Raw genomic sequence first — 12,475 nt, forward strand, 5'->3', positions numbered from 1 at the left:
CCCCGGCGGCTCAGCGCGCGAAGGCGGCGAACCCCTCGGCGATCGCCTCGCGGTCCGAGTCACCCTGCGCCAGCAGTTCGTGAAGCAGGAGGCGTGCCTGGTACGGGCCGAGATCCCCGGCCGGGACGAGCCCCCGGCCGATCAGGTCTCTCTCGGAGCCGGGATAGCCGTAAGTACCCGTCAGGACAGGGCCGTTGTCGATGCGCGACGCGAGCACCACGGGGACCCGCGCGGCGAGCCGTTCCAGGCTCTCGACCAGCCGCTGCGGCACATGGCCGACACCGAACGCGGCGACCACGAGCCCGTCGCACCGGCCCTCCCACGCCGCGAGCAGCTCGCCGTCGTCGCCGAGGCTCACCGTGTACAGGCCCACGCGCACGTCCCGGCCCCGCCGCCACGCCAACGGTCCGAACCGGCGGGGCGGCGCGGCAGTCAGCCGTACACCGTCCTCGGCGATCCGGCCGAGAGGCCCGGCGGCGGGTGACGTGAAGGCGGCGGGGCTCGTGGTGTGGGACTTGCGGACGTGGCGCGCCGCGTGGATCTCGTCGTTCAGGACCACCAGCACACCGGCGCCCCGCAGTTGGGGAGCGGCGGCTGCGAGCACGGCCGCGTACAGGTTGGCGGGACCGTCGGGGCCGGCCATGGTCGGGTTGCGCAGGGCGCCGGTGACCACGACCGGCTGCTCGTGGCCGTGATGCAGGTCGAGGACGAACGCCGTCTCCTCGATCGTGTCGGTGCCCTGCGTGATCACGACTCCGTCGACATCGCCGTCGGTGAGGGTCTCGTCGATCGCCGCGCCGAGTTCCGCGAGGTCGCCGAAGGAGAGCGAGGCGCCGGGCACCCGGCGGAAGTCGTGCACGCGCAGCTCGACACCGCGGCCCTTCAGGTGGGGGACGGCGGCCAGCAGGTCATGGGCGGAGAGGGCCGGGACGACTCCGCCGGTCGCCGGATCGGCGGCCATGGCGATGGTGCCGCCGAGAGAGTAGACGGCCACCGTCCTCGTCGCGCCCATCCTCGCCCCACTTTCCGACGGGTCTCGGGCCGAATGGTTCGCGCCCCGGGGGATCGTCCGGTGCAGGCTATCGGGCGGCCCCGCGAAGTCGCCCGGACCGCGAGAGACGCGTCTGCCGACAAGGGCGCGGGCGCCGTTTGTTAGGCTCCGCTTGCCTCCCGCGGGGGAAGTCCGGTGAGAGTCCGGCGCTGACCCGCAACGGTGTGCGCGACGTCCGAACGGCCTGTCGCGCGAGCCCGATCGCCCGAGGGTGGTGCGACCCGTTGAACGCTCGCCGTGGACTGCGAGAGGGGACCGCGCGGCCAACGCGTCGTACGGGCTGTCTCCTTGCGTGAGGCTCCTCCGGCGGCCCCAGGCGAAGGACCGCCCCGACCGTGCGCCGAAGCCCCACTCCCAGCCGAATACCCCTGCCGCCCCTGGTACTCGGGCTCGGGCTGTTCCTCCTGGTGTCGCTCGTGTGCGGAGTGTCGCTCGGGGCGGCCGGGATCGCGTGGGCGGAGGTGTTCCGGTTCCTGTGGGCGGGGCTCACCGGCGGGACCGTGCACACGGATGACGCCGCCGCGTACACCATCGTCTGGGAGATCCGGCTGCCGCGGGTCGTGCTCGGCGCGGTCGTCGGGGCGGGGCTCGCGGCCGTCGGGGTGGCCGTGCAGGCCATGGTCCGCAACGCGCTCGCGGATCCCTTCGTACTGGGCATCTCCTCGGGCGCGGCGGTGGGCGCCAACGCCGTGATCCTTCTCGGGGCGTTCGCGGGCCTTGGTGTGTGGGCGCTGTCGGTGTCCGCGTTCGCCTCGGCGCTCGCGGCGATGGTGCTGGTGTACGCGGTGGCCCGCTCGCCGCACGGGCTGACCCCGCTGCGGCTGATCCTGACCGGGACGGCACTGGCGTACGGCTTCGAGGCCGTCACCACTGTCATGGTGTTCGGCGCGGCCCGGGGCGAGGCGGCCCGCTCGGCGATGATGTGGCTGCTGGGGAGCCTGGGCGGGGCGACCTGGGCGCAGGTGCCGCTCGCCGCGGTGACCGTGGCGGCCGGGTGGGCGTGGCTGCGATGGCGGGCCGAGTCGCTCAACGCCCTCGCCATGGGGGACGAGACCTCCGCCGCGCTCGGAGTCCAACCGGGGCGGCTGCGCCGGGAGTTGTTCCTCGTCACCGCCGCCGTGACCGGGACCGTGGTCGCGGTCAGCGGGGCGATCGGGTTCGTCGGGCTGATGGTGCCGCACGTGGTCCGGATGCTGGTCGGCGCCGACCACCGGCGGGTGCTGGCCGTCGCCCCGCTCGTGGGCGCGGTGCTGCTGGTGTGGGCGGACGTACTGTCCCGACTCCTGCTCGCGCCCGCCGAGTTGCCCGTCGGAGTGATCACCGCGGTGGTCGGGGTGCCCGCCTTCCTGCTGCTCATGCGGCGCGGCGGCTATGCGTTCGGAGGCCGCTGACCATGAGGCTCGACATCGAGGGCGTGACGGTCGAGGCCTCCGGCGCCAGGATCGTCGACGACGTCCGACTGGCCGTGGACAGCGGGGCGTTCGTCGGGCTCGTCGGCCCCAACGGCAGCGGCAAGTCGACGCTCCTGCGCTGTGTGTACCGGGCGCTGCGTGCTGCCGGGGGAGTGGTCCGGCTCGACGGGACCGACGTGCACGCCATGGATCCCCGGGCCGCCGCCCGTGTACTGGCCGCCCTGCCGCAGGAGTCGTCGGCCGAGTTCGATTTCACCGTCGCCGAGGTGGTCGCCATGGGGCGGCTGCCGCACCGGGACCGTACGGCCGCGTCCGACGAGGAGATCTGCGCGCAGGCCATGCTCCGGACCGGTGTGGAGCACCTCGCCGAGCGCGGCTTCCTCGCCCTGTCCGGCGGCGAGAAACAGCGCGTCCTCATCGCCCGCGCCCTCGCCCAGCAACCCCGGGTGCTGGTGCTCGACGAACCCACCAACCACCTCGACATCGCCCACCAGTTGGACGTGCTGTCCCTGGTGCGCGCCAGTGGCGTCACCGTGCTCGCCGCCCTGCACGACCTCAACCTGGCCGCCGCGCACTGCGACCTCCTGTACGTCATCTCCGGCGGCCGGGTCGTCGCCTCCGGCCCACCGCACGACGTGCTCCGACCCGCGCTGCTCGCCGAGGTGTTCGGGGTCCGCGCCCATCCCGTACGGCACCCCGAGACCGGCGCCGTCCAGCTCCTGTTCGACCTGCTCCCGACCACCACCTGAGGAACCCCCACATGCGCAAGCTGCTCGCCGCCGCCCTCTGCCTCGCCGCGACCGCCGCCGTCTCCGGCTGCGGCGCCACCGTCGAGTCGGCCGGGGACGGGGACGCCAAGTCCGCCAAGGCGGTCACCCTCACCAACTGCGGCAAGAAGGTCACCTACGACAAGGTCCCCGAGCGCGTGGTCACCAACGACGTCGGCATCACCGAGCTGATGTTCGCCCTCGGCCTGGAGGACCGCATGGCCGGGTTCGCCATGCCCGACGACAAGGGCGACCTGACCGGCGTGCCCTGGAAGGACGGCTACGACAAGGTGAAGTGGCTCTCCAAGGACCAGCTCACCAAGGAGAACGTCCTCGACGCGAAGGGCGACCTCGTCTTCGCCGGCTGGAACTATGGCTTCCGCGACGACAACGGCTTCACGCCCGACACCCTGAAGAAGCTCGGCATCCCCTCGTACATCCTCACCGAGTCCTGCCGCAACGGCCGTACCAAGACCTCGCGCGGCATCATGCCGCCCCTGGACGCCCTGTACACCGACCTCACCAACCTCGGGAAGCTGTTCGGCGCCGAGAAGCGCGCGGCCACGCTGATCGCCGGCTTCAAGAAGCAGATCGCCGCCGTGCACGCCGAGGCGCCCGCGCAGAAGCCCAAGGTCTTCCTCTACGACAGCGGCCAGGACCAGCCCTTCACCTCCGGCCGCTACGCCGCCCCCGAGCAGATCATCACCGAGGCCGGCGGCGTCAACGTCATGCACGACGTCGACGACTCCTGGACCACCGTCGGCTGGGAGAGCGTCGTCGAGCGGGACCCCGACGTCATCGTCATCTGCAACTACGGCGACGTGAGCGCAGAGCAGAAGAAGAAGTTCCTGCACTCCTACGCGCCCCTGCGCAACGTCTCGGCGGTCAAGCACAAGCGGATCTTCGTCCTCGACTACGTCGACCTGGTCGAGAGCCCCCGCAACCCGTCGGCCATCGCCCGCCTCGGCGCGTACCTGCGCACGGTGGCCGGGCAGGAGTGACGACCGGCAAAGCGGCCCAGGCCGCGCCCCGTAAGGGGCGCGGGGCTGTATCGATATGCGGCTCCGCCGCGTGGGCGCGACCAGCCCCCACCGGCCCGCGGCAAACGAACCGCATAACCAGCGGAGCGCTCCGGCCCACCACCGTGCCCGCCCGGTCGATGCAGATCACGTCGACCGCGACGGGCGCGCCCCGCAGCACGGCCAGCGCCTCGTCGCGGGCGGCCGCCGCCACGAGGTCGCCGAGCGGCACCCCGGCCGCCGCGCACAACTGCAGCGCGGCCAGGCCCGTGTTGGCGTCCGCCACCTCGGCGGCGAGCGACTCGTCGGCGCCGCCGCGCCGGGCCAGTTCGGCGAGGAAGCCCTTGTCGACCTGGGAGCGGCCCGAGTGCAGGTCCAGGTGACCGGCCGCCAGCTTCGACAGCTTGGCGAAGCCGCCGCAGATCGTCAGCCGGTCGACGGGGTGGCGGCGTACGTACTTCAGCACCGCGCCCGCGAAGTCGCCCATGTCGAGCAGGGCGTCCTCGGGGAGGCCGTACTCGGCGACGACGGTCTTCTCCGACGTCGACCCCGTGCACCCGGCGACATGCGTCCGCCCGGCCGCCCGCGCCACGTCCACGCCCCGCCGGATGGAGTCGATCCACGCCGAGCAGGAGTACGGCACCACGATCCCCGTCGTGCCGAGGATCGACAGGCCGCCGAGGATGCCGAGCCGCGGGTTCCAGGTGGAGCGGGCGATCTCCTCGCCGTGGTCGACGGAGACGGTGATCTCGACGTCCCCGGTGCCGCCGTGCCGCGCCGCGACCTGGGCGATGTGGTCGCGCATCATCCGGCGCGGGACCGGGTTGACCGCCGGTTCGCCGACGGACAGGGGCAGACCGGGACGGGTGATCGTGCCCACCCCGGGCCCCGCCTTGAACACCACCCCCGTCCCGGCGGGCAGCCGCCGCACCGTGGCCCGGACCATGGCCCCGTGCGTGACGTCCGGGTCGTCGCCCGCGTCCTTCACGATCCCGGCCATCGCGTACGCGTCCGTCAGCTCCTCGGCCGCCAGCGCGAACGACGGCGTCTGCCCCTTGGGCAGCGTGATCGTCACCGGGTCGGGGAACTCGCCGGTCAGCAGGGCGGTGTACGCGGCCGTCGTCGCCGCGGTCGCACAGGCTCCGGTGGTCCAGCCGGGGCGCAGGCCGGTGTGCTGGAGCTGGGCGCCGCGGCCGCCCTTGGCCTCGCCGACGCCTTGCACTTCGCTGCTCATGAACGGACCCGGGCTTCCCTGCACATACTGATTCTCGACTGAAACCTTACGTCGGCTTTGCCGCCCCATTCTTGTACCTGCAACCTCTTCGCAGAAGCCTGGGGTACGCGGCTGAAAACGGCCGTTCGCCGAGACGTAAGGCCCGCCTCCCCATGACCACCTCCCCGTGGCAGCGCATCCGCACCTCGATGACCCGCAGGGAGTGGGCGAGCCTCGGCGGGATGGCCGCGTTCATCCTGGCGCTGCACGTCATCGGCTGGTTCACGCTGGTGGTGATCGTCGCCCCGGAGCACTACAGCCTCGGCACGAAGACGTTCGGCATCGGCATCGGCGTGACCGCCTACACGCTCGGCATGCGGCACGCCTTCGACGCCGACCACATCGCCGCCATCGACAACACCACCCGGAAGCTGATGAGCGAGGGGCAGCGGCCGCTGTCGGTGGGCTTCTGGTTCTCGCTCGGCCACTCGTCGATCGTCTTCGCGCTGGCCTTCCTGCTCTCCCTCGGTGTGAAGGCGCTGGCCGGGCCGGTGGCGAACGACGACTCCACGCTGCACGGCGTCACCGGCTGGATCGGTACGACGGTCTCCGGGACGTTCCTCTACGCCATCGCGATCATCAACCTCGTGATCATGGCGGGGATCTGGAAGGTCTTCCGCCAGATGCGCACCGGCCGCTTCGACGAGGCCGCCCTCGAAGAACAGCTCGACAAGCGGGGCTTCATGAACCGTCTCCTGGGCCGCCTGATGAAGTCGATCACCAAGCCGTGGCAGATGTACCCGCTCGGCCTGCTCTTCGGCCTCGGCTTCGACACGGCGACCGAGATCGCCCTGCTCGTCCTGGCCGGCTCGGGCGCCGCCTCCGGGCTGCCCTGGTACGCGATCCTGTGCCTGCCGGTCCTGTTCGCGGCCGGCATGTCGCTGCTCGACACGATCGACGGCTCGTTCATGAACTTCGCCTACGGCTGGGCGTTCTCCAAGCCGGTCCGCAAGGTCTACTACAACCTCACGATCACCGGCCTGTCCGTCGCCGTCGCGCTCCTCATCGGCACGGTCGAACTGCTGGGCCTGATCGCCGAGCAGGCGGATCTGCACGGCCCCTTCTGGGACTGGGTCTCCGGCCTCGACCTGAACACCGTCGGCTACGCCATCGTCGGGCTGTTCTTTGCCACCTGGGCGGTGGCCCTGCTGGTGTGGAAGGTCGGCAGGATCGAGGAGAAGTGGACGGCAGGCCTGGCACAGCCCGTCCCGGCCGAGCCTCACCCGTAGTGCCCGCCGCTCACTCCTCCTCGCTCGCGATCGCGTTGACCGCGGCGGCGGCGATGGCGCTGCCCCCGCGGCGGCCGCGCACGATCAGGTGCTCCAGGCCGGACGGGTGCGCGGCGAGCGCGTCCTTGGACTCGGCGGCGCCGACGAAGCCGACCGGGACGCCGATGACGGCGGCGGGCCGGGGCGCGCCCTCCTCGATCATCTCCAGGAGCCGGAACAGGGCGGTGGGCGCGTTGCCGACGGCGACCACGGCGCCCTCCAGCCGGTCCCGCCACAGCTCCAGCGCGGCGGCGCTGCGGGTGGTGCCGAGCTTCGCGGCCAGCTCCGGGACGGACGGGTCGGAGAGCGTGCAGAGCACGTCGTTGCCGGCGGGCAGGCGCTTGCGGGTCACGCCGCTGGCCACCATCCGGACGTCGCAGAGGATCGGCGCTCCGGCGCGCAGGGCCTCGCGGGCGCGGGCCACCACACCGGGCGTGTAGGCCACGTCGCCCGCGAGGTCGACCATTCCGCAGGCGTGGATCATCCGGACCACGACCTGGCTGACGTCGGCGGGCAGGCCCGCGAGGTCCGCCTCCGCGCGGATGGTGGCGAAGGACTGGCGGTAGATGGCCGCGCCGTCCTTCTCGTAGTCGTACGTGGTCACGGTGTTGTTCTCGCTGCTCTCGGGGTTCGTACGGCTCATGAGGTGATCGCCCGCGAGCATACCTACGGTCACTTCCCGTGACCCTTGCCGTGCTCCTCCGTGAACGCCCCCAGGATCCGCTCGGCAGCCAGCGTGGCCGTCAACTCGCCGTCTCTGACCTGCTGTTCGAGGGCGGGGGCGTGGGCCCGTACCGCCGAGTCGGCGTGCAGACGGCCGAGGAGTTCGTCGCGGACCATCGACCAGGTCCAGTCGACCTGCTGGTCCCGGCGCTTGGCGGCCAGGCGCCCGGTCGAGTCCAGCAGCGTGCGGTGCTGTTCGAGGCGTTCCCAGACGGTGTCCAGGCCGGCCGACTCCCGTGCGCTGCAGCTGAGCACGGGCGGGGTCCAGGCCGCGTCCTTGCCGTGCATCAGACGCAGGGCGCCCGCCAACTCCCGTGCCGCCGCCTGCGCGTCGCGCTCGTGCGGGCCGTCCGCCTTGTTGACGGCGATGACGTCGGCCAGTTCGAGGACGCCCTTCTTGATGCCCTGCAACTGGTCGCCGGTGCGGGCGAGGGTGAGCAGCAGGAAGGAGTCGACCATGTTCGCGACCGCGGTCTCGGACTGGCCGACGCCGACCGTCTCCACGAGGACCACGTCATAGCCGGCCGCCTCCATCACCACGATCGACTCACGGGTCGCCTTGGCGACGCCGCCCAGCGTTCCTGCGGTGGGGGAGGGGCGCACGAAGGCCGCCGGGTCGACGGCCAGCCGTTCCATCCGGGTCTTGTCGCCCAGGATCGAGCCGCCCGTACGGCTCGATGACGGGTCGACGGCGAGCACCGCGACCCGGTACCCCAGCGAGGTCAGCATGGTGCCGAACGCGTCGATGAACGTCGACTTGCCGACCCCCGGCACCCCGCTGACGCCGATCCGCCGCGCCCGCCCGCTGTGCGGGAGCAGCTCGGTCAGCAACTCCTGTGCCAGCACCCGGTGTTGAGGACGCGTGGACTCGACGAGGGTGATGGCGCGGGCGACAAGCGCCCGCTTCCCGTCGAGTACGCCCTTCACATAGGCGTCGACATCGATCACAGGTCGTGCCCGAGGCCGGCCGACAACCGCTCCACCAGGTCGTACGCCGCGTCCGGAATCACCGTCCCGGGCGGGAAGACGGCCGCCGCGCCCATCTCCAGCAGGGTCGGCACGTCCTGCGGCGGGATCACCCCGCCGACCACGATCATGATGTCCTCGCGCCCCTCCTCGGCGAGCGCCTCGCGCAGCGCCGGTACGAGGGTGAGGTGCCCGGCCGCCAGCGACGACACCCCGACGATGTGCACGTCCGCCTCGACGGCCTGACGGGCCACCTCGCCCGGGGTCTGGAACAGTGGGCCGACGTCCACGTCGAAGCCGAGGTCGGCGAAGGCGGTGGCGATCACCTTCTGGCCGCGGTCGTGGCCGTCCTGGCCCATCTTGGCGACCAGGATGCGCGGACGGCGCCCCTCGGCCTCCGCGAAGGCGCTCACCAGGGTGCGGGTGCGGTCCACGGACGGGGACTCGCCTGCTTCGTTGCGGTACACGCCGGAGATCGTACGGATCTGGCTCGCGTGGCGGCCGTACACCTTCTCCAGGGCGTCGGAGATCTCCCCGACGGTGGCCTTGGCGCGGGCCGCGTTCACCGCCAGTTCCAGCAGGTTGCCCTCGCTGCCGGCGGCCCGGGTGAGCGCGTCCAGCGAGTCCTGGCAGGCCCGCTCGTCCCGCTCCGCGCGCAGCCGGCGCAGCTTCTCGATCTGCTGGGTGCGCACGGAGGAGTTGTCGACCTTGAGGACGTCGATCTCCTCGTCGGTCTCGACGCGGTACTTGTTGACACCGATGACCGGCTGCCGCCCCGAGTCGATCCGGGCCTGGGTACGGGCCGCGGCCTCCTCGATGCGCAGCTTCGGGATGCCCGCGTCGATGGCCTTGGCCATGCCGCCCGCGGCCTCCACCTCCTGGATGTGCTGCCAGGCCCGGCGGGCGAGGTCGTAGGTCAGCTTCTCCACGTAGGCGCTGCCGCCCCACGGGTCGATGGACCGGGTCGTGCCGGACTCCTGCTGGATCAGCAGCTGGGTGTTGCGGGCGATGCGCGCGGAGAAGTCGGTGGGCAGCGCGAGGGCCTCGTCGAGGGCGTTGGTGTGCAGCGACTGAGTGTGGCCCTGGGTGGCCGCCATCGCCTCGACGCAGGTGCGCGTGACGTTGTTGAAGACATCCTGCGCGGTCAGCGACCAGCCCGAGGTCTGCGAATGGGTGCGCAGGGAAAGCGACTTGGGGTTCTGCGGGTCGAACTGCCTCACCAGCTTCGCCCACAGCAGGCGCGCCGCCCGCAGCTTGGCGATCTCCATGAAGAAGTTCATGCCGATCGCCCAGAAGAAGGAGAGCCGGGGCGCGAACGCGTCGACGTCCAGGCCGACTTCACGGCCCGCCCGGATGTACTCCACGCCGTCCGCGAGCGTGTACGCCAGCTCCAGGTCGGCCGTCGCACCCGCTTCCTGGATGTGATAGCCGGAGATCGAGATGGAGTTGTAGCGGGGCATCCGCTGCGAGGTGAAGGCGAAGATGTCGGAGATGATCCGCATCGACGGCTTCGGCGGATAGATGTAGGTGTTGCGGACCATGAACTCCTTGAGGATGTCGTTCTGGATGGTCCCGGCCAACTTCTCGGGCGGTACGCCCTGTTCCTCCGCGGCGACGATGTAGAGCGCGAGCACCGGCAGCACGGCGCCGTTCATCGTCATCGACACGCTCATCTTGTCCAGCGGGATGCCGTCGAACAACTGCCGCATGTCGTAGATGGAGTCGATGGCCACGCCCGCCATGCCGACGTCACCGGTCACCCGCGGGTGGTCGCTGTCGTAGCCGCGGTGCGTGGGCAGGTCGAAGGCGACCGACAGGCCCTTCTGACCGGCCGCGAGGTTGCGCCGGTAGAAGGCGTTGGACTCCTCGGCGGTGGAGAAGCCCGCGTACTGGCGGATCGTCCAGGGCTGGTTGACGTACATCGTCGCGTACGGCCCGCGCAGGTACGGGGCGGCGCCCGGGTACGTCTCCAGGAAGTCCAGGCCCTCCAGGTCCTGCCCGGTGTAGAGCGGCTTGACCGGGATGCCCTCCGGGGTCTCCCACAGCAGGTCGTCCCCGCCCGCGGCCCGCTTCACGGCCGTACGCCACTCGTCGGCGCCACCGGCGACGGCCGGACTCCCCAGCTCGATCCCGGAGAAGTCGGGGATTCCCATCAGGACACTCCCATGCGGTCAAGGGTGGCGGACAGGACGGCGACGGCGTCACAGCCCGCGAAGACATACGCGTCGACACCGGGGTGATCCCCGGGACGGCCCGCGAGGAACACATGCGCGGCGCCTGCCGACCTCAGCTCGGCGGCCACGGTCGCCGCCTGCTCCTCGTACACGGCGTCACTGGAGCACAGACAGGCCTCCGTGGCCCCGCTGTCCTCGAAGGCGCCCTCCGTGACGGGCTCGATGCCGCCCGCCTGGAAGAGGTTGGCGGCGAAGGTCGACCGGGCGGTGTGCGCGGCGGCCGGGCCGATCGTGGCCAGGAAGACGCGCGGCCGGGAGCCGGTCGCCGCGAGGTGGGCGTCCGAGCGGGCCCGCAGCGCCTCGTACGCCTCGTCACGCCGCACGCGCGGCAGCCCGCCGGAGGGCTGCTCGGGCGCGCTCGCGCGGACGACCGGCTTCTCGGCGAGATGCGGGAACTCGCTGATGCCGGTGATGGGTTCGCGCCGCTTGGCGAGCTTCGCGCTGCGAGCCTGCCAGGTGGTCGCGAGATCCTCCCGCAGCTGCCCCGAGCGCAGGACGGCTGCCTGGCCGCCCGCACCCTCGATGCGCTGGAAGAACTCCCAGCCCGCGTGGGCGAGTTCATCGGTGAGCCGCTCCACGTACCAGGAGCCGCCCGCCGGGTCGATCACCCGGGACAGGTGCGACTCCTCGATCAGGATCGTCGACGTGTTGCGGGCGATGCGCCGAGCGAACGCGTCCGGCAGTCCGAGCGCGTGGTCGAAGGGCAGCACGGTCACGGCGTCCGCCCCGCCCGCCCCGGCGGCCAGCGTGGCGATGGTCGTGCGCAGCATGTTCACCCACGGGTCGCGGCGCGTCATCATCACCGGCGAGGTCACCACGTGCTGGAGCTGCGCCCCCGCGCCCGGCGCCCCGCAGGCCTCGGCCACCCGGGCCCACAGCCTGCGCGCGGCCCGCAGCTTGGCGATCGTCAGGAACTGGTCGGCCGTCGCCGCGTAGCGGAACTCCAGCTGCCCACAGGCCTGTTCGACGCTCAGCCCGGCCTCGGTAAGCTCGCGCAGATACGCGACCCCGGTCGCCAGCGAGCTGCCCAGTTCCTGGGCGGCCGAGCCACCGGCCTCGTGGTACGGCAGCGCGTCCACGGTCAGCGCCCGCAGCCCCGGGTACTCCTCGGCGCACAGCCGCGCGAGTCCGGCGACCGGCGCGCTGTCGTACGTCTGCCCGGTGCGGGCCTCGTGACCGAGCGGATCGGCGCCGAGGTTGCCGCGCGCCGCGTCCTTGGCGACTCCCCGCTCCTCGTACAGCCGGAGCAACTCACGTGCGGCGGGCTCGACTTCGGGCCCCGCGTCGAGGACGACGGGCGCCAGGTCGAGATAGACGCCGTCGAGGACCCGGCCGAGCGACGACACCGGGATGGCACCCTCGCCGACGGCCAGCCACAGGGAGGTGACGCCGTTCTCCAGGTCCGCGAGTACGCCGTCGGCCGTCGTGTGCCGCTGTCGTACGTCCCAGCCGCCGACGGTGTTCCCCTCGGCGCGGCTGCCGCGTACGAAGGGCGCGAACCCCGGGAAGCCCGGTTCGGGCGCGGTGTCGCGCGGGGAGTACAGAGGCCGGGTGCGCAACCCGTCCTCCAGCGCGGTGGACAGGGCTTCCTCGGCCTGAGCACCCTCGACGTTTTTGCCCGACTTGCGCAGCACACCCGCAACGAGGCGCTGCCACTGCTCATGGGACACGTCAGGAAACTCGCCGGCCAGCTCAAGCCCGTCGTCAGGCAGGACCGTCATGCTCGGATGCTAGGCCAGAGGCGCAAAGGAGCAGCAGGGGG

9 protein-coding genes and 1 pseudogene are annotated in these 12,475 nt (G+C 71.9%); 4 read left to right on the forward strand and 6 right to left on the reverse strand.

The window, feature by feature from the left end; translation table 11 throughout:
• Window positions 1-10: 10 nt before the first annotated feature.
• The gene (locus tag IG08_RS0139205) at window positions 11-1,012 is read right to left on the reverse strand and encodes an asparaginase (RefSeq protein ID WP_030614468.1); all 1,002 of its coding nucleotides are present in this window, start codon (window positions 1,010-1,012) and stop codon (window positions 11-13) included.
• A gap of 374 nt (window positions 1,013-1,386) precedes the next feature.
• Between IG08_RS0139205 and IG08_RS0139210 the strand changes: the two genes are divergently transcribed.
• From IG08_RS0139210 to IG08_RS0139220, 3 genes are read left to right on the forward strand one after another with little or no spacing between them, the layout of a single operon-like run.
• Entirely contained in the window at window positions 1,387-2,442 is a 1,056-nt protein-coding gene (locus IG08_RS0139210) for a FecCD family ABC transporter permease (protein ID WP_030614473.1), read from the forward strand.
• Between the two features lie 2 nt (window positions 2,443-2,444).
• Window positions 2,445-3,212, forward strand: a complete 768-nt coding sequence (locus IG08_RS0139215; RefSeq protein WP_030614476.1) for an ABC transporter ATP-binding protein — start codon at window positions 2,445-2,447, stop codon at window positions 3,210-3,212.
• 11 nt (window positions 3,213-3,223) lie between these two features.
• The gene (locus IG08_RS0139220; RefSeq protein ID WP_030614479.1) at window positions 3,224-4,231 is read left to right on the forward strand and encodes an ABC transporter substrate-binding protein; all 1,008 of its coding nucleotides are present in this window, start codon (window positions 3,224-3,226) and stop codon (window positions 4,229-4,231) included.
• A 127-nt stretch (window positions 4,232-4,358) separates the two neighbouring features.
• On the opposite strand, the pseudogene IG08_RS0139225 reads toward IG08_RS0139220, so the two are convergent.
• Window positions 4,359-5,483 (reverse strand): annotated as a pseudogene (locus IG08_RS0139225) (cobalt-precorrin-5B (C(1))-methyltransferase); the annotation flags it as partial.
• 188 nt (window positions 5,484-5,671) lie between these two features.
• Between IG08_RS0139225 and nicT the strand changes: the two are divergent.
• Window positions 5,672-6,751 carry a Nickel transporter NicT gene (nicT, locus tag IG08_RS0139230; protein WP_030614485.1) on the forward strand — a complete coding sequence of 360 codons (1,080 nt, stop codon included), beginning with the start codon at window positions 5,672-5,674 and terminating at the stop codon, window positions 6,749-6,751.
• Between the two features lie 10 nt (window positions 6,752-6,761).
• Here nicT and IG08_RS0139235 read toward each other — a convergent pair whose 3' ends face one another.
• From IG08_RS0139235 to IG08_RS0139250, 4 genes are read right to left on the reverse strand one after another with little or no spacing between them, the layout of a single operon-like run.
• A complete protein-coding gene (locus IG08_RS0139235) occupies window positions 6,762-7,433 on the reverse strand; it encodes a precorrin-8X methylmutase (RefSeq protein ID WP_106981114.1) in 672 nt (223 codons plus the stop codon).
• Window positions 7,434-7,462: 29 nt separating this feature from the next.
• Entirely contained in the window at window positions 7,463-8,461 is a 999-nt protein-coding gene (gene meaB, locus IG08_RS0139240) for a methylmalonyl Co-A mutase-associated GTPase MeaB (protein WP_030614491.1), read from the reverse strand.
• Window positions 8,458-10,632, reverse strand: a complete 2,175-nt coding sequence (scpA, locus tag IG08_RS0139245) for a methylmalonyl-CoA mutase (protein WP_030614493.1) — start codon at window positions 10,630-10,632, stop codon at window positions 8,458-8,460. The genes meaB and scpA overlap by 4 nt, the downstream gene beginning before the upstream one ends.
• Entirely contained in the window at window positions 10,632-12,434 is a 1,803-nt protein-coding gene (locus tag IG08_RS0139250) for a methylmalonyl-CoA mutase subunit beta (protein ID WP_030614496.1), read from the reverse strand. Before IG08_RS0139250 ends, scpA begins: the two co-directional genes overlap by 1 nt.
• Window positions 12,435-12,475 lie beyond the last annotated feature (41 nt).

Source organism: Streptomyces fulvoviolaceus, assembly GCF_000718165.1.
In the GTDB taxonomy this organism is placed as follows: Bacteria; Actinomycetota; Actinomycetes; order Streptomycetales; family Streptomycetaceae; genus Streptomyces; species Streptomyces fulvoviolaceus.

Coding starts and splice junctions, on each gene's coding strand:
- IG08_RS0139205 (WP_030614468.1), bottom strand. CDS start 1,012: ATGGGCGCGACGAGGACGGTGGCCGTCTACTCTCTCGGCGGCACCATC.
- scpA (WP_030614493.1), bottom strand. CDS start 10,632: ATGGGAATCCCCGACTTCTCCGGGATCGAGCTGGGGAGTCCGGCCGTC.
- IG08_RS0139235 (WP_106981114.1), bottom strand. CDS start 7,433: ATGAGCCGTACGAACCCCGAGAGCAGCGAGAACAACACCGTGACCACG.
- nicT (WP_030614485.1), top strand. CDS start 5,672: ATGACCCGCAGGGAGTGGGCGAGCCTCGGCGGGATGGCCGCGTTCATC.
- IG08_RS0139220 (WP_030614479.1), top strand. CDS start 3,224: ATGCGCAAGCTGCTCGCCGCCGCCCTCTGCCTCGCCGCGACCGCCGCC.
- IG08_RS0139215 (WP_030614476.1), top strand. CDS start 2,445: ATGAGGCTCGACATCGAGGGCGTGACGGTCGAGGCCTCCGGCGCCAGG.
- IG08_RS0139250 (WP_030614496.1), bottom strand. CDS start 12,434: ATGACGGTCCTGCCTGACGACGGGCTTGAGCTGGCCGGCGAGTTTCCT.